Source organism: Sphingobacterium sp. KH_072, assembly GCF_057837975.1.
In genome coordinates this window covers 3,640,120-3,658,572 of record NZ_CM174457.1, presented here as the reverse complement: position 1 = coordinate 3,658,572, position 18,453 = coordinate 3,640,120, and the positions used below count along the sequence as shown (strand labels likewise).

The 18,453-nt window shown below is 42.3% G+C and carries 14 protein-coding genes; 5 read left to right on the top strand and 9 right to left on the bottom strand.

Features of this window, described 5'->3' with window-relative positions:
• Nucleotides 1-122: 122 nt before the first annotated feature.
• The 7 genes from AC3IRT_RS16230 to AC3IRT_RS16200 form a co-directional block, all read right to left on the bottom strand.
• Nucleotides 123-1,307 (bottom strand): C1 family peptidase, encoded by a 1,185-nt coding sequence (locus AC3IRT_RS16230; protein WP_489394252.1) that lies wholly within the window; start codon nt 1,305-1,307, stop codon nt 123-125.
• A 63-nt stretch (nt 1,308-1,370) separates the two neighbouring features.
• Nucleotides 1,371-2,435 (bottom strand): TerC/Alx family metal homeostasis membrane protein, encoded by a 1,065-nt coding sequence (locus AC3IRT_RS16225; RefSeq protein ID WP_489394251.1) that lies wholly within the window; start codon nt 2,433-2,435, stop codon nt 1,371-1,373.
• Between the two features lie 2 nt (nt 2,436-2,437).
• Entirely contained in the window at nt 2,438-3,409 is a 972-nt protein-coding gene (locus tag AC3IRT_RS16220; protein ID WP_489394250.1) for a polyprenyl synthetase family protein, read from the bottom strand.
• Between the two features lie 66 nt (nt 3,410-3,475).
• Nucleotides 3,476-4,042, bottom strand: coding sequence for a DUF3109 family protein (locus AC3IRT_RS16215; protein WP_489394249.1), 567 nt, complete (start codon nt 4,040-4,042; stop codon nt 3,476-3,478).
• 8 nt (nt 4,043-4,050) lie between these two features.
• Nucleotides 4,051-4,839 carry a DUF3108 domain-containing protein gene (locus tag AC3IRT_RS16210; protein WP_489394248.1) on the bottom strand — a complete coding sequence of 263 codons (789 nt, stop codon included), beginning with the start codon at nt 4,837-4,839 and terminating at the stop codon, nt 4,051-4,053.
• Between the two features lie 31 nt (nt 4,840-4,870).
• The gene (locus tag AC3IRT_RS16205) at nt 4,871-5,386 is read right to left on the bottom strand and encodes a DUF2480 family protein (RefSeq protein ID WP_489394247.1); all 516 of its coding nucleotides are present in this window, start codon (nt 5,384-5,386) and stop codon (nt 4,871-4,873) included.
• Nucleotides 5,387-5,452: 66 nt separating this feature from the next.
• The gene (locus tag AC3IRT_RS16200) at nt 5,453-7,546 is read right to left on the bottom strand and encodes a peptidylprolyl isomerase (RefSeq protein WP_489394246.1); all 2,094 of its coding nucleotides are present in this window, start codon (nt 7,544-7,546) and stop codon (nt 5,453-5,455) included.
• 451 nt (nt 7,547-7,997) lie between these two features.
• Here AC3IRT_RS16200 and AC3IRT_RS16195 point away from each other — a divergent pair, with 451 nt between their 5' ends.
• From AC3IRT_RS16195 to AC3IRT_RS16175, 5 genes are all read left to right on the top strand, one after another.
• Nucleotides 7,998-9,569 (top strand): DNA/RNA non-specific endonuclease, encoded by a 1,572-nt coding sequence (locus AC3IRT_RS16195; RefSeq protein ID WP_489394245.1) that lies wholly within the window; start codon nt 7,998-8,000, stop codon nt 9,567-9,569.
• A 35-nt stretch (nt 9,570-9,604) separates the two neighbouring features.
• Nucleotides 9,605-11,053, top strand: a complete 1,449-nt coding sequence (locus tag AC3IRT_RS16190; RefSeq protein WP_489394244.1) for a fimbrillin family protein — start codon at nt 9,605-9,607, stop codon at nt 11,051-11,053.
• Nucleotides 11,054-11,148: 95 nt separating this feature from the next.
• The gene (locus AC3IRT_RS16185; RefSeq protein WP_489394243.1) at nt 11,149-13,899 is read left to right on the top strand and encodes a TonB-dependent receptor; all 2,751 of its coding nucleotides are present in this window, start codon (nt 11,149-11,151) and stop codon (nt 13,897-13,899) included.
• 13 nt (nt 13,900-13,912) lie between these two features.
• A complete protein-coding gene (locus AC3IRT_RS16180; RefSeq protein WP_489394242.1) occupies nt 13,913-15,295 on the top strand; it encodes a DUF5689 domain-containing protein in 1,383 nt (460 codons plus the stop codon).
• Between the two features lie 21 nt (nt 15,296-15,316).
• Nucleotides 15,317-16,390 (top strand): endonuclease/exonuclease/phosphatase family protein, encoded by a 1,074-nt coding sequence (locus AC3IRT_RS16175; RefSeq protein ID WP_489394241.1) that lies wholly within the window; start codon nt 15,317-15,319, stop codon nt 16,388-16,390.
• Between the two features lie 17 nt (nt 16,391-16,407).
• Here AC3IRT_RS16175 and lptC read toward each other — a convergent pair whose 3' ends face one another.
• The gene (lptC, locus tag AC3IRT_RS16170) at nt 16,408-17,004 is read right to left on the bottom strand and encodes an LPS export ABC transporter periplasmic protein LptC (RefSeq protein WP_489394240.1); all 597 of its coding nucleotides are present in this window, start codon (nt 17,002-17,004) and stop codon (nt 16,408-16,410) included.
• A gap of 1 nt (nt 17,005) precedes the next feature.
• A complete protein-coding gene (bamG, locus tag AC3IRT_RS16165) occupies nt 17,006-18,322 on the bottom strand; it encodes a BamG family beta-barrel-assembly machinery protein (protein WP_489394239.1) in 1,317 nt (438 codons plus the stop codon).
• Nucleotides 18,323-18,453 lie beyond the last annotated feature (131 nt).

The following is an 18,453-nucleotide window of genomic DNA, read 5'->3' as shown; positions in this document are numbered from 1 at the left end:
TATGGGGATAAATCTCCTTCCAATTCGATTTTAAGTTGATAGATGTTTTTTAATGATCAAAAGGGCGGATAGTGATTGCTATCTCGCCCTTTTGATTGAAACATACTGTTTTGAAGGTTCCGCTAGATGTTCAATTTCTTTTTCATGCTTTTGGCAATACCATCTTTGTGAAGCAACAAAGAAATGGTTTTGTAGCGCACAAACTCTTTCGTCACATACATATACCCTTTGTAGTCGTTGGACTCGCCCCAAGAGTTTTTCACGGTGTAATATTCTTTGCCATTTTGATCTTTTACTGTGCCAACGATATGCATTCCGTGATCGTCAGTAGTTGAATAATCGTCAAACGCTGCCTGACGTTGCGCTGGAGTAATTGTTGGTTCTGCTTTAGGGCCATTAAACATTTCTGCTTGCTCCGCGGCATTCATCTTTTCTACTGCTTTCTCAGGTACATACGCTACACCATTGCGCCAGCTAAAACTCTTCTCCGACACATCGGTAGCCCAAGCTACGGTGAAACCTTTGTTTAAGGCCTGATCGATAATATCCGTCAGATCGTTGATCTGCACATTGTGGAAACTTTCGAAAGACCAGTTGTCAGGAATCAATAAAACGAAAGACTCATAGTAAGGATAAGCCTCAAAAGAAGAGATAGCTACATAATCTGCCGGTTTGATACCAATAACCTGATCGGCAAAGGTACGTGGCGTATAGTTTTTACCTTGAAAATTGAAGTTTTCAGGAACTTTGCCTAAGTATGCATCCAGTACGCCTGTATAAGCTTGAAGCCACGTTGGATTGGGTTTTTTAGACTTCGCTACATTTTCGGTCATGTTGTGCAAAATCGGGGTCATTTCACCGAAGTTGTTGCGCGTCTGACCTTCTTGTAAGCCGCTATATACTTCTTGAGGAACAGCTCCATATTTCTTGAAGATCGTTAATACGTCGTGTACTTGGCCACCTTCACCTTGCGCTTGGTCGCCGTGCAGTCTCACATAGTTTTTCGCTTTCTCGATATACGTTTGGCGCGCCGTATAGATCTGTGAAATCTCTACAGGAGCTTTGCCCATACGAATCATTTCCGATTCCAAAAATGAGTTTCCAGAGTACGACCAACAAGTACCTGTAGATCCTTGGTCTCTGATCGGCGTATTCTCTAGATTAATGACATCAGTAAATTGAAATGCAGCCTTGCTGTTTTCACTTGCATTGCCCTTGATAGAATTGATCAGATTATCTTGTGCCTGCACGCCTAATGTGCCTATAAATAGACCCAGCGACAGTACAATCGATTTGTTTACGTTCATGATTTAGTCGTGTTTAGTAATCAGCACGAATTTATACATTATGAACGAAACTATAAACTGATATTACGGCCTACTCATCGGATCACCTTCCACCTTTTTCGGAAACATCAGCGAAGCTATAATGCTGATAGCCAATATACCAATGATGATGATCAACGAGTGAACAGTTTCGAATCCCCAGCTGTGCAACCAATCATGTAGCAACATCTTTACACCGATAAATACGAGTAAGAAGGCCAGTCCGACCTTGAGGTAATGAAACTTGTGAATGATATTGACCAACAGGAAAAACATGGATCGCAGTCCTAAAACGGCAAATATGTTAGAAAAGAAGACAATGTAGGGATCTTGCGTAACCGAGAAAATCGCAGGGATTGAATCCACCGCAAAGATCAAATCCGTAAATTCGATCACGAGCAATACCAAAAATAATGGCGTCATGTAGCGCACTCCGTTTTTGATGTCGAAGAATTTACCACTTTCTGTTTCGTGCGTTACCTTGAAGTATTTGGAAGCAAACTTGACCACAGGGTGGCTTTTAGGATCTACTTCTTCCTCTTCATTCCGTTTGATGTACATTACGATGCCGGTATACACCAAGAATGCGCCAAATAGATAAAGAATCCATCCGAATTTTGCGATTAGCGCCGCGCCAATAAAAATGAATATACAACGTAAGAGAATGGCGCCAATAATGCCCCAAACTAAGATTTTGTGGTAGTATTTTTCGGGGATGCCAAAAGAGGAGAACAGCAACACCATCACAAAGATATTATCGACAGATAGGGCATATTCTACCACATAACCGGTTAGGTATTCTAAGCTGAGGTTGCGGTTGTATATCGCGATACTTGCATCGAAGCTATTTTCTACGATTTCGATATTGTGCGAATGCCGATGAACCACGTCTTTCAGCGTCGCCATATCGACAATGCTATGCAATTCGTGCCCCCAGAAATAAAGGATGAGGCCAAAGCCCAAGGCGAAGGAAATCCAGACCAAACTCATGATGGTGGCGGATTTTAAGCTGATCGGTTTGTTGCCTTTGGCAAACAACCCTAGATCGATAGCTAACATGAGGATGATAAAAAGTATAAATCCTCCAAAAAACAGCAATTCGTGGCTCATATTTATTTATTACGTTCTGTCGTGTATCGCACTAATTGCTCCAACCCAGTCTTGTACACACTGTCTGGAAATTCTGCCAAGATATCAAATGCTTCTTGCTGATATTGTAACATGCGCTCGGTTGCCATCTCCAAACCATTGCTGCTACGCACAAATTCGACCACTTCGGCGATTTTTGCTCGATCTTCATTGTGGTTTTTCACGAGGTTGATGATCCTTCTTTTTTCTTTAGAATCAGTTTCCTGCAAAGCTAATATCAGCGGAAGCGTCATTTTCTTCTCCTTCACGTCGTTGCCAACAGGCTTGCCTACATCATCTACGCCAAAATCAAACAGATCGTCCTTGATCTGGAAGGCGATGCCTACCTTTTCTCCAAAGAGATGCAATCTTTTGATCGTTTCTTCAGATGCGTCGGCAGATGATGCGCCACAAGCACAACAAGATGCAATCAAAGAAGCTGTTTTCTTGCGGATAATCTCAAAGTAGATCGGCTCTTTGATGTCCAGCTTGCGCGCTTTCTCAATTTGGAGCAATTCGCCTTCGCTCATTTCCTCTACGGCATTCGACATGATCTTGAGCAAGTTGAGCTCATCATGTTTCACCGATAAAGACATGCCTTTGGACAACAAGAAATCACCTACCAATACAGCTACTTTGTTTTTCCACAAAGCATTGACCGAGAAAAAACCCCGACGCTCGTATGCATCGTCGACCACGTCATCGTGTACCAATGATGCGGTGTGCAATAGCTCTACCAATGATGCGCCTCGGTAGGTGGATTCTGTGATACTTCCTGTGAGTCCTGCAGATAGGAAAACGAACATTGGTCGCATTTGTTTTCCTTTCCTTTTCAGGATATATTGAGTAACCCGATCCAGTAAGGGTACTGAACTTTGCATGGATGCTTTGAAGGTTTTTTCAAAGCGTTTCAGGTGTTCAGCAATGGGTTCTTGTATTACGTCAAGTGTTAGCATGAATAGGTTATAAAACCGAATAATAATTGTCCAACGGTTACAGTTCTACGGTAAAAATACTAAAAATTATACGTTAGAATTTACTGCATTTTCCAACTCTTCGTACCATGCTTCACCGTACTCTCTGATGAGTGGATCTTTTAGAAATTTGTACACAGGCACACCCAATTCCTTACCAAAAGTACAAGCGTCGCTACAGATCGACCAACGGTCGTAATTTAGCACATCGAACGATGGGTAATGTGTGGTGCGAATTGGATACAAGTGGCAAGAAATCGGTTTTTTCCAATCTACGACACCATCTTCATGTGCTTTTTCGATGGCGCATTTGGTCATACCATTTTCCCACATAACATATGCGCATTCTTTGTTGCCATCTACACATGTAGTCGTCAGATCGCCATCCATGTCCACTACGTGTGTACCTTGTTGTTCCACGGCTTCGATGCCTTTTTCGGTCATGTAAGGCTTTACCTTTGGATATATTTCTTTTAATATATCTATTTCACGGGCGAGCAGGGGCGCGCCCGAATCACCTTCTACACAACAGATTCCTTTGCACTTGTTGAGGTTGCAAACGAAGTCGTTGTTGATTACATCTTCATTTACGAGGACATTACCTACTTCAATCATGGTCTTATTTATTTTGAATAGCTGGCGCGCTGTCCCAATTTGTATTTTAAACCCTCGGCACTTACCAATTCTAACGTCACTGATCCGATCAGAATCTCTACATGGGCTTTCACCGGGATTCTGTTTCCATCATTTGTGACCCAAAGATACAGTTTACTATCCTTTTTGAAAATACGACCTGGGGATATCTCTGGACTTAACTTAATACATTCGAGTGTGCCGAGTGCTGTTTTTATTTTCTCCACACCAATATACTCCACACTCAGCTCGGAAATACCACTACTCAAAAAGTAGTTAATATCAAATTTATCTCCTTTTTTTAGTTTGGAAAAGTCTAGATTACGTGCGAAATAATAGGCCGATACTAAGTCAAAGAATTGTGGTTTACTACTTTTGAAAGTGCCTTTTTTGCCGGTAACGGTATGATTTTTATGATCAAACGATGCATACTCTTCTCTGCTGTAACTACCTTCTTGAATATTTTCAACATACAAATAGGGAAGATAGTTTCTCTTGTTGATATACGACTCGTATTTGTTTTTGACGGTATATAAGGAGAATGCACCCGATGTAGCACCACTGGCAAATAGGCGAAAAGTTGGGTCTGGGCCAAATTTTAAGTTAGAATCACTTACCTGTAAATAGGCCGAGGCAGCACTCAAAATCCCGTACTTGAGTTTGTAACGTAGTTTTTCGCCACCTTGAAACGTTGACTCAGATAAATAGGGGAGTTGCTGTGCAAGTGACAGCGTCGCTATCAGGCAGGTTAAAATAAATGTGGCTAACGTTCTTCTCATAGCTTTTTAGACCTGCATGAAGGGGGATGGTTTAAGATTTTCGTTTGAATACAGGAACGGTAGAGCAAGGCTCACCATACATGACACTTTTAGCAATTTGGGTAAGTTTCCCGGTAAAAGTCACGAATGCTTCGGTCGGAATAGGGATATCGCCACATCCTTTTACCACGACGCGCTGGTCTTCAAACTTGGTATAATCTAAGTTGACAAGCTCGTCACGAAATAGGTTTCCGCGCACACTTTCCGCATCGCCGAAATGTACTGATGCCGCAATTGGTGTAAGCTTGGTAGATAATAACATGTAGGCCCATGTAGGTACAATGGCATCGGTAGAGCAAATAATACCAACGTGCTTGTCTGTGTATGTAGACCAATCGTTGTTCTTTATGAAATCACGGAAATCTTTTTCTTTCAAAATTAATCCATGAAACAGGTTGTCCTTGATATCGTAGGTTACGATATCCTGTTGCGGGGCGAAGTGCGCAAGATCTACGGTCATCAAACCGCTCTGTGCGACCTTATTTACGATAGTTTCTTGTATCTCCATAATCTTAAAAATAAAAAAGCTGGACATATCATATATATGTCCAGCTACAAATCTAGTTATTATATCCTAATAGAATCTAATGCGATTGTCATCAATCTTCGCGTTGTCTTGTAGTGCTCTAAAGATACCGCCCCAAGCACGCTGTGTATTGGTCGTCATCATCTGGCGTTGTTGCTTGTTCAAGTCATCTCCAGACAAAGCTTTTGGGTTTACGAAGCCAATTACTTGTACTGCGTACACACCTTGGTTGCCTTCGATTGCTGCAGATGGTTTGTTTGGCTGCAAGCCAAATACAGTACCTACCACCGCATTCTCTAATGCAATACCAGGAATTACCGGGTTGGCAAATACAACATTCTCTACAGTTTGTACGTTTTTGCCTACTTTTTGGGAGATCTGCTCGATAGAAGATGAACCGGTGATCGCGTTGTTCAATTTCTCTTTCAACATTCTAGCTTTTACCATGTTACGAACCGCAGGTTCGATTTCAGGTTTCACGGCTTCCAACGGCTGAATGCCTTTTTCTTGGATGCCTGTTACGCGAGCTACGATGTAGTGGCTTTCAGATTCATATACTTTATCTGAAATCTCATCTTGCTTCGCTCCGAAAGCCCAACGTAGTAATTCGCGTGGTACTTCGGTTCCATTTAGGGTGCCATCCATCGCTAGCGTGCGCGCAGAAGTTTCTACGTTCAGACCGTGTTTGCTCGCTACTTCTTTAAAGTTTTTCTTATCTGCTTCTGAGTAGAAGGCATTAGCTTTCGCATAAGCAGCATCTTGTGTTGCACGACCTGCTACGATCGCTTTGTCGATAATCGCTGTTTTTACGATTTTAGAGTTACCAATTTGACGCTCAATTTTAATTACATGAATGCCAAAATCTGATTCTACTACGACTACATCGCCTGCTTTACCATCGAATGCTGCTTCCTCAAAAGCAGGAACCATACGGCCACGAGTGAATGTGCCTAAGCTACCGCCATTTACTTTGCTGCCTTCATCTACGCTGAATTCTACCGCCAAACCAGCAATGCTCTCGCCACGTTGGATCAATTGCTTGATTGAATCTGCTTTTGCTTTTGCTTGCTCTACACCACCTTCTGCTACCGGGTTCAACAAGATATGACTTGCTTCTACCGAGTCTGGACTGAATTTGGTATCCAATACTTTGGCGATTTCGTATACATTGCCACTTAAGAATGGGCCGACTACGGTGCCGCTAGCAGCATTGAAAACTACCGAATCTAATGCGGGATTTAGCTGATTGCGGCTGTAGTAACGAACTGGATATTTTGTTTCGGAAGTACTCGCTACGAATTGCTCTTCGGTAGTTGAGTTTTGCAAATCCGATTTTAATTGATTCACTTCAGAAACAATCATTGCTGTGTCGGCTGCTGTTGGTCTAGCATCGAAAGTGATGTACTCTAACGAGCGAACTTCTTCTGTATTTCTGAATGATTTCTTTCTTTTATCGTAGTATTCTTTATAATCGCTATCCGACAATTTGATCTCTGCATCTTTCACCGATGCATAATCCAACATCACGTACTTAAAGTTCGCAATCTTGTTGCGTGAGCTATGTTCTTGCTCAGCCTCTAACGCTGTGGTGTAGATGCTGCTTGAAACGAGATTTGAATATTTCTCGTTGAGACGTTGCGCACGAATACCTTCCAACAAAGCTTCCCATTGGGAGGCTAGCTCTGGGTTGTTTTTCGCTTCGCTGCTCACCATGGCTACTTGATTTTTATCAAATTGACCTGTCTGTGGATTGGTAAATTGTTGTAAGATCTGTAATGATGGATTTTCTCCAAACACTAAGCTATTCAACTCATCTTTACCGACGGTAATGCCGATTTTCTCGATCTCTTGTTTTAGTAATTCTTCAGAGATATACTGATTCCATACTTGTTGCACAGCATAGCTACGCATCTGTGGAGAGCTTCCGCCGCCCATTTGCTGCTGAAAGCCAGCTACTGCCTGATCTACTTGCACATTGAAGGATTGGTAATCGATACCTTCTCCATTGACGCTACCGACTTCGTTTTGGCTCTTCATCCAAAATGGTGTTCCGTAATTGATGACGTCACCTAACAAAAATGCTACAATTGCTAATCCAATAACGAATATCACTAGGCCGGCACGGCTTCGTAAATAGCTCATTAATCCCATATTTATCTATTTGATGTTGTTAATTGCTTGATTTAACTGTTTTATACTTGTTTCTTGAAAACAAGGCGCAAGATACAATTTTTATTAAAAAATCAATCCTGTCATGGAAAACATTTTACATCGTATTTCGACAGATTTTGGTAGAGCAACTTCCATGTTGTCAATTCTCTTAGACTGTTAAATTTTAGAAGCTAAATCTCAGACTTCTTTTCGCCTATTGTAAATATGTATGCAGTCTATTTAATACCTCGCCTGCGCTCCTATCTATATTTTGTCATAGAACTTGTCTTACTATGTCGAGTAGGTTATAAATAGTTAACATTAGGGTAATGTTTTCTTAAATAAATGAATATATGATTCAACTATATTTGCTTTCGGGTTATTTTATTAATTTAATTGTAATAATAACTTCAATTAAAGCAATTTGGTTTACTTCCCGTTTATGAAATTTAACTTAAATGTTTCTTGTACCATATTTATAGCGTTTATTGTATTAGTATCTTGTTCTAAGTCTGATAATGTATCTATCCGGCAAGAGATGCAGTTCGGTACGGAGGTGAGAGCGGTGATGCCACAGCAAGCAGCGGTGGGATTAAATCAAAGTCAAGATATTGGTGTCATCGCAAAGCGATCTGAAAATCCCATAAATGTGAACAATATAGTGGAAGGAATTGATAATAAACGTTTCGTGACCAACGGAAATGGCCTATTTCGCTCCGAGGACTTATCGGTTCAATATCCAGCAGGACAGTATATCGATATCATAGCTTACTATCCTTTCCGCAGACAATTGTCAGACTACCGATTTGACATTGATTTAAGTGACCAAAGTAAGCAGGCAGATCTGGATTTTATGGTTTCTAGCAACTTATCTTCTGTTTCTAGTGCGATACAAGCCCCAAAATTGATTTTCGAAAGACAGTTGGCCAAGATACAAATTAACATCAGCGGGTCGGGTGGTATCTCGATGCAAGGGTTACGCGCTGCACTGCGCGGTATGCGCACCAAAGGATTTTATGATTTCAGAGAAGAATCGCTTTCGACAGCGAGCAACTCGATTCAAGACATCCAACCACTTATTACAGAACGCGGCGCACTTAGTCGATTACTAGAAGTAACCATTTTTTCGCAAGAATTGACCAACGCACAACAGTTTGTGTTCACCTTAGCGAACGGAAGAGAATACCGTTGGGAACTTCCAACTGACAGCGTATTTCAAAAGGGATATCGCTACGAGTATGATATTGTGTTGGGAGACGGCGAAGAAATCGTAAACCCAGCGCCACCTCGAATTTACTTCGAAACTCCGGAGATTCCACAGGGCAGATCTAACACACTTTATGTCACACATATGATGCCGGGAAATCCTGCTACGCGCAATTATTCTTTGCTTTATGATACAGAATACAAAATGGCGTATTGGGTCGCATATCCATTGCACGCTTCCTATCTAGGTACATCAGGTAGATCAGATGCTTGGGGATCTGATCCACTTATCAATATGGCGTTTCAATCTAATTTATTTAGGGGATTTGGAATTGCAAATGTGGATCGTGGTCATCAAATCCCAAGTGCCGATCGCACGGTGACTATCCAAGCAAATGCCACCACATTTTACTTTTCTAATATGACGCCACAGCACTCGCGACTGAACCAGGGTTTGTGGGCAAATTTGGAAAATCGTGTCCGCACTTGGATTAATCGTACGGACACGCTTTATGTCGTTACTGGCGCGATGGCTACCAGCACCTCAGATCCAGTGGTCGAGTTCGTAACTGACAATACAGGTTCGCGTGTGGCTAGACCCAAATATTACTACAAAGCGATTGCGGCTCGGACGGGCGATTCGTATGAGACTATCGCATACAAATTGGACAATGTACAGCCAGCAAATAATGATTTTACGCAACACAGCATATCGGTCGAGGAGTTAGAAAGAGAAACGGGCTTTGTCTTTTTCCCATCTATTCCCAATCTGGTAAAGCAGCGTGTTAACACTTCCTTTTGGCAATAAATAGCAATGATAGAGATTATTTAATAGGCAATGTTATGATTAAAACGAATGTTACACTTTTTGTATTAGCGTTGCTGATGCTAAGTGTTGGTTCTTGCAAAAAAACAGATCAAGAACTGGAAAGAATGGACGGTGAAGTACAGTTTCGAGCATCTATTGTCCCACAAGTACAAGCGAGCACGGGTGTGGGTAATACTTTTGAAACAGATGATGCGATTGGCGTTTTTATGTTTACAACTGGACAGACATTGTCGCAAACTCAGACGCCAAACAGAAGATATGTATTTGGAACTTCGGATGTATTCCGCGCACAAGAAAACTCGGAGCGGATTTTCTTTCCGGGACAAGGCCGTGTTGACTTTGTGGCCTATCATCCGTATCAAGATGGAGTCAGTACATCGTACTTCATCAACGTAGCAGATCAATCCGACTTGAGAGCTATCGATTTGTTACGGGCAAGCGCCACGGAGATAGACGGTTCAGGTATAGCTAATATGCCAAATTTGTTGTTTCGACATGAACTGTCAAAAGTGGTATTCAATATTACAGGTAGCGGAATCGCATTGACTGGATTAGAAGTGCGGTTTAATAATATTAATACACGAGCTTCCTTCGATTTGGCCAATGCACTCTTAAGTGGTAATTCTTCTCCAGCTAATATTGCTGCGCATGTGTACCCAAATGGAAGCATTGCCGAAGCTATATTACTGCCTGGTGAGATGGGAGGGCAAACGATTACTTTTACCGCTGGGAATACTTCATTTACCACCGCCATCCCAGCAGGAGTGATTTATGCTCCAGGGACGAGATACACGTACAATGTGCTATTGCAAGGGAATGGGCAAGGGCTTGTGGAAGTAGAAGTACAGCAAAGTGAAGTCGCAGATTGGATTGACGTGTTAGGAGATCCCTTCACTTTATTGCCCGATGAAGGTGCACCGATTGGACCAGGTGTAGAACAGCTTTTGTACGAAGAATTATTCGGTATCACGCCTACGATCAATACCGCATTGATTGGTAATTACAACGGATATACCGCTGCAGGTTTTACAAATGGTGCCATCACTTACAGCAACGTGGGCGCAGATGTCGGTTTTGGAGATATTCGATCTACAGCTACAATATCACCGAGTTTGTGGTTGCCAGCTAATCGTAATGTCACTTTCCAAGCGGCTGGTTTGGATGCTGCCAATGCCACGAATCTCCGATTGACTTTTGACATCGCAGCATCAGCTGCCGCTTTGGGCAATGCTCAAAACGTAGATAATAATATCATTACTATCAATTTTAATGGTGTCTCTTATTCCCTTCCGCCAATCGTCTTTACAACTAATAATGGTTTTGTGCCTGTATCAATTCCATTGACTACGGTTGGGGCAGCAAATAGCATACTTCAGTTGGTGTCTACATTCAATGCTACTACGAACACAGGAAATACTGTAGGTATCCGAGTCGATAACGTTCGGCTATATGGAACACGGTGAGATGCATTTTACACAGTACACGACGACGTGTTTTGATCTTCATGTGCTGTGTAAATGAAATCAATTAATAAACTTATCTAAACGAACGAATTTCTATGAAGCGATGGCTAATCAGCTTATTATTTATTCATGTAATGGCCTGTACGGTCACTTTTGCTCAAGAGATAAAAACGCATCAATTATCGGGACGTGTAATAGAAGAGCACACGGGTGCTATTGTTGCGAACGTTGTGTTGCTATTAGAAAATAATAACCAAAGCATCGTAACTGATGATGCTGGTGAGTTCCTATTTCTGGATCTACTGGCTGGAGAAGATCAGCTTTTGCTAAAGTCCGCATTGATACAACCACGCGCAATAAATGTGATGATTGAAGGAAATACGGCATTGGGTGATATCATGATTAAACCGTTAGAAATAAACCAAGAAATTAATAACGCTTTAGTCGGACTTATTTCAGAAGAACTCGTGGAGGATGATTTTGAGACGGTAGCGCAGGGAGTAAGTCCCACGCTAGTATTATCAAACGATCCGTACCTCAATCTGGCGGCGTTTCAATTATTTCCCTTTCGATTTCGGATACGCGGTTACAACAACGTACAAAGGCAAACCTATCTTAATGGGGTGTTGTTCAACGATCAGCTGCGCGGCGTATTCAATTTTGCGGCTTTGGGAGCGCTCAATGATTTGACCCGTTCTGGATCAGTTATCAACAATAATTTGACCGGTGATTTTTCATTCGGGTCGCTTGGTGGCGTCGAAAATATCAATATGCGCGCCGGGAACTATGCCAAAGGCGGCAAAGTAACGACTTCTTACACCAACAGAGGGTCTTATTTCGCGCGGATGATGGCGACGTATTCGACAGGCATCCAGGACAATGGCTGGGCAATATCTGGTTCTATTGGTGGTCGATACGCCGACGAAGGCGCTCTTCCAGGAACAACGTACAATAATATAGCGTATTATTTGGGCGTAGAAAAACAGTGGGAAAATGGTCATCATAGTTTGTCCTTAGTCACTTTTGGTTCGCCGGTTGTACGTGGTATGCAAGGCGGCACTTTTCAAGAAGTAGCCGATTTGGTGGACGATAATTTGTACAGTCCTAACTGGGGTTTTCAGAATGGTGAAATGCGCAATTCGCGTATGGTTAACGCATTCGACCCAACCGCTATACTTTCGCACGATTGGAAAATTGATCCCAAAACTCGTTTGATTACTGGTGTGGGTTTTCACTATGGCAGATATGGCAGTACTGCCCTTAATTGGTTTAATGCGGCCGATCCGCGACCAGATTATTACCGCTACATTCCCTCTTACCACAGTAATAGTCCTGATGATTTTGCGCTATACACCAATCTTTGGCAAAGTGGCGATCCCTCATTCACGCAAATCAATTGGGATCAATTGTATGAAGCCAACCAGTTAAATGTCTTTTATGGTGGTGGCAGAGCTGCATACATGGTTCAAGAGCGCAGAAGCGATCTGTACGAAACCAACCTCAATACCACACTGAATAAGCAATGGAGCGACAATGCCAAACTCACGGTGGGACTAAGTGGACGATATACTTTGTCCAGCCAATTCAATACCGTCAATGATTTGCTGGGGGCGAGCTTTGTGCTTGATGTGGATCGATTTGCTGAAAATGACTTCCGTGGTAATGAAAACATATTGCAAAATGATTTGCAAAACCCCAATCGTCAGGTAGTAGTTGGCGACCGGTTCGAGTATGACTTTGATACGTATATCAAATCAGCTAACCTATGGTTGGTCAACGAGCATAGCAGTCGGCAAATAGACTTCTACTACGGGACGAGACTCAGCTATACCAGCTTTTTGCGAGAAGGCAATATGCAAAATGGGCGCTTTCCCGACGAGTCGTTGGGTCGAGGACGAAGTCATGAGTTTGTAGACTACAGTTTGAAGGCGGGTATGACCTACAAGCTCCAAGGTCGCCACTTTATATCGGCCAATACCAATTATATGACGGAGGCGCCTTTGCCCAATAATGCATACATTTCTCCACGTTTTCGAGATGCGGTATTGGGCGGTCTCGAAAGTGGAAAAGTCTTTGCTTCGGACTTGAATTATAATTTCGCTACCAAAAATCTTTCAGGCCGAGTATCTATTTATCAAACCAATTTCTATGATCAGATTAGTCGCGTCACGTATTTCGAAGATGTACAGCGCACATTTGTCAATCATGCCATGACAGGGCTGGATATGGTACATCGCGGTGCAGAAATTGGTTTAACGTATAGTATAAATTCCAGTTGGGCCATCAATGCAATGGGAACATGGGCAGAGTTTTATTATGCCAACAATCCCTTGGGCACCATGGATGCCGAGAATGGTTTGTTCAATAATTTACAAGAAACAGTTTATTTGAAAAACTACTATGTTGGCGGTGTGCCGCAAACAGCAGGGGTATTAGGCGTTCGGTATTTTTATAATTACTGGTTTTTCAATGCTTATGTGAACGGGTTTGATCGCACATACATAGAGATTGCACCCATTCGTCGTCTAGAATCTGCTGTCCAAGGATTAAATCCCACGAACCCAACTGATGCGCAAGTGTATCAAAACATAACAGAGCAGGAACGATTTTCTGGAGGCTATACGGTTGATCTGTCGATTTCTAAAATTGTATACCTCAAAAATAGAAATTCAATCAATGTACAATTGATGGCCAACAATATATTGAACGATACCTCGATTCGAACGGGAGGTTTTGAACAGGGACGCATTGCGCGTAACACTTCGCAAACCACTTGGGATTTTCCATCGCGGTATTTTTATATGCAGGGCAGCAACTTTTTTCTAAACATGAGTTATCGTTTTTAAACTTATCTATTTGATGATGAAGACACTATTTAAAAGTATACTTTACAGCGCTGCATCCATACTATTTGCCTTATTTATTGCTGGTTGTGAACGAGAATATATGCCGCCGCCATTGCAAATGCCACAATATGATTGGCCTCCGGCCAATATTACTATTGCTGAAGTGAAGGCGAGATACGCCAATGTCAATACGGTGCCTTTGCGTATTAATGAATCTTGGATTCTCCGAGCGATAGTCACCAGCAGTGATATTAGCGGAAATATTTTTCAGCAAGTTTATCTGGAAGATCCTACCGGTGCGATCAACTTTGGCGTAGCACAATTCAATATTGCCAATACCTATGCTGTAGGGCAAGAAGTGTTCGTGAATCTTGAAGGGCTTTATGTCGTACGCTTTGGTGGCGAATTGCAGATCGGCTATGCGGAGACAAATGCAAACCGTATAAGTTGGGAGAACTTTCAGCAAAGAGCCAGTCGCAACGGTTGGCCAGATGCCTCAAGAGCAATCCCCACACGAGTAAGCCTGAACAACCTCAATGAAAGCATGGTAAATATGCTTGTGCAGATAGATAGCGTGTACTTCGTGCGTGGTGGAGAAAATTTCTTTGTGACGAACAACCTGACGACTAATGAACCTATTCGAAATGCGGCGGGAAATACTTTGGATGTGCGAACTAGTCAGTTTGCGAGTTTCTCGGCAGATCGACTGCCGGTCGGTTATGGTACCGTGATTGGAATGCTTGGCCGGTTCAATGGCAGTTGGCAACTGCTACTTCGCTCGCTCAATGATGTGCGCAATTTTGATGGCAGACCACCAGAGACAGGTCCGCCGATCAATCCAGATGCGGAAGTGGTTTTCCAAGAAACGTTTGGAAATGGAAATTATCCGGCAGGCAATAGGCCATTAATTAATGCATTCAACGATTTCGATATGAGTCCTCCTGTCTTATATAGCGACCCGACCGGAGCGGCCGATATTCGTAGTTTGGTAGGTTTGCAGAGCGGTGCACACGTATGGTTTCCAGCGAATCGCAACGCACAATTAAATATCACGGGAATCAATACTTTGGGACGAAGCCAACTTACCTTAAGTTATGAACTGGCGGCCAATTTGTTTGAAGCAGAAACGGCGAGTAATCTCAACGTTATTCAAGTCGTAGTAAATGGAGTAACTATAGATGTGCCGAGCGTTCCAATCTCCAGCGCAGCGGATGATAACAATGTATATCGCACGGTGGTGCTTGAAAGTATTCCTGCGAGAGAAAACTTATCCATAGAATTTATATCTCTTGGAACAGCCAATAAAGTCGGTTTTAGGATAGACAATATTCGAATTACAGCTCAGTCTACCGGTGCAGGTGGCGGTCCGCCGATCATACTAACGCCGGATAAATAATTGAAATATGAAATGGATAAAATGAAGATGCAAAGTGTCTGGATTGTATTAGGCTTTTTATTTTGTTTTTTGGGAAATGAATGTACAGTCACGGCGCAATCTAAGCAGTACCGTGTTTATGCTGCAGCATTTTATAATCTGGAAAACTTGTTTGATACGGAAGATGATCCTACTAACGCGGGTGATGATGAATTTACACCAAAAGGTAAATTGCGCTGGACTCCGGAGAAATATCAGAAGAAGCTGAACAATATGTCTTATGCCATCAGTCAGATTGCGCGAGAGCATAGTCCGATAGGACCGGCTGTATTAGGTGTTGCAGAAATAGAAAATCGGAAAGTATTGGAAGATCTGATTTCACAACCTAATATGGCAGATATGCAGTACCAGATTGTGCATTACGATTCGCCAGATCGACGTGGTATCGATGTGGCGTTATTGTATAATCCCAGATTGTTTCAAGTAGCTTCTTCCCGAGTTTATCCTTTTCTTTTACCAGACGAGTCAGCTTATCCATCGCGTGATCAACTAGTCGTATCAGGCAAGATGGCCGACGAGAATGTACATATTATTGTCGCGCACTGGCCATCACGTTTTGGAGGTAGCAAATCCTCTTATCTTCGAGAGGCAGCAGCTTTAATTTCACGACATGTTATCGATTCACTACAACAAAATGATCCACAAGCAAAAATTATATTTATGGGTGACCTGAATGACGATCCGACTGATGTCAGTGTGAAAAAAGTATTGGATGCCAAAAAAAATGCGAATGATGTGCCGGTTGGTGGTTTGTATAATCCGATGTGGAAACTGTTAGAAAAAGGGGCAGGTTCGCTTGCTTACCAAGGCGGGTGGAATATGTTTGACCAGATTATTGTTTCGCAAACTCTCTTGCAAAAAGATACAGATGGATTGCGATTTTGGAAGGCAGAAGTGTTTAATAAACCATTTTTAGTAGATCAGGAAGGTAAACTAGGCAGGCGCGCCCGAAGTAACAAAGGTTATCCGCTAAGGACATTTGTAGAGGGAACTTTTATTAATGGCTACAGCGATCACTTTCCGGTACTGATTTACCTGATTAAATCTAACTTTTAAAAAAGGATGAGCCAGATTTAGAAACCGCTTGTAGGAAATAGGTTGTTGTCTCGCGTAATCCAATAGCCGGTGGGAGACTGCATATCTATCCGCACAAAGTTGGCATCAGCACTAAACGAGGTGGCCGCTTGATTGCCTCGTTCATCACTAAAAAAGAAAATAATGGGAACAGTATTGTAATAGCGTTGATTTTTTTCGTCGTAGAAAAGCTCTTCCGTTTTGATGACCGATCCATCCGATTTGGTGATCACCACATTGTCGCGAAATTCGGTGAGCTGTTCACTTTGCCTTAGCAAAGCATAATTAGACGTGATGCGTTGCGTTTCTTTCAGATCTTCATCATAAAAAACGATTTCTACACCTTTTTGGAATTCGGAGTTGTCTGTACTATCATGAGAAACGCGCATTTCGGGGGCGGTCATTACCGCCTTAACCTTTGCGGAATCGCTATAGGTAACGGTCACATTGAGCGAGATATCCACCGCTTCTTCTTCTGGTATAGAAGCGATGCGATCAATATCACGCATATCATTCTCACAGGCACTAAAGCAGAGCAGTCCGAGTACCGATCCCGTTAGGAATAACCAATTACGCCATTTGTGTGGCCGCATCATGTTAGTCTATGCTACCTCGGACGAACCACGTATCATTGATCGTGAAGCCCAAGTGAATGTTGATATAGCGTTCTCGCACCAAATTGTTTTGCAGTGTACCACGTTGTCCGAATTCTCCCGTGATGTTCAACATCGAGAATGTACGGCCAAAGCTTTTCTGTGCCAAGGGAATACCAAAACCAGCAGAAACGGCCATATCATTGATTCGTCTATTATTCAGTGTTATTTCTGTTTGATTGTAACGGAAACCCAATCTATAATCCACAATGTTCAGGTATTTTGGAGAGGTTGGATCCGGCTTAAATTGTCCACCAAGTGCTACACCAATATTTTTGCCCAATGGTGCTTGGCCTGCTGGTTGTTGCGTGTTAGACCAATCTGCATATTTAAAATCAGCACCTACCGTCCAGTTATACCCTTTCGATACAGTAATACCGATGTTGTGTTTCAGAGGTAGGTTAATACGTTGTCCAAAACTTACTGGACTAATAATCGTGTCCAGCGCAATCGCATCCAGTGCACTGCCACCGCCTGCGGTGATTGTACCCATAGAAGTAGTTTCATTTCTTACTTGGTTGTTCAGTGTTCCTGAGTAACCAATAGTCATGCTCATACGATTGCCAAGTGAACGAAAGTACTGCATACCATAATCGAGCATTATTCCGCGCACGTATCGGTTGTTCGTTTGGATCGTATTGTATATTTCTGCGTTATTTGGGAATTCCACCGTCGCTTTATCAGTAAGGTTACCAAACAGATAACCTGCATTAGCACCAATACTCAATCCTTTAATGGGCAAGTTGACACCGTACCCGACGTATGCTTTGTTTAGACCACCTTCACCAGCGATGCTTTTGCGATAGCGCAAATCACCAAGATTTTGATCTTCGTATGCGTTATAACCAACATCAGAAAACGGTAATAAACCGAAAGATAGACCGCCCGCTTTTTTCAGAGGTATACCAAAGGTGATATGTCCAAAAGCAAAATCTCCCGTATTATCAGATCCTGATCCTTTGCTTAATTGTGTGAAGTTACCATACATACTACCATCAAAGATGGTTCTATTCATGGCAGAATAAGAAGCTGGGTTTGAAACGTTTAATGTTGGCATTCCTCCAAGATAACGTAATCCGGCAGCAATGCCACCCATCGAGCGTTGTTGAGGGGTTAAATCTTCTCTCATTTGCCCCAAACCAAATTGGGAATAAGGAGAGTGAGAAGTGGTCGTCTGTGCATGAACAGCTGTTGGCATGAGGCATAATGCGCCACCAGACAGCAAAATGGAAAAAGCAACCCTTATTAATCTATTTTTCAACGCGTGTTATATTAAGTGTTCTCGGTATCCACCCCGATTTGGAACATTTTCAGGTGAAATTTTGGTACAAAACTATTTAAATTTTAACGTATTCGCCTGATTATCTTGTTAAAAAAGGTTAAACAACTTGG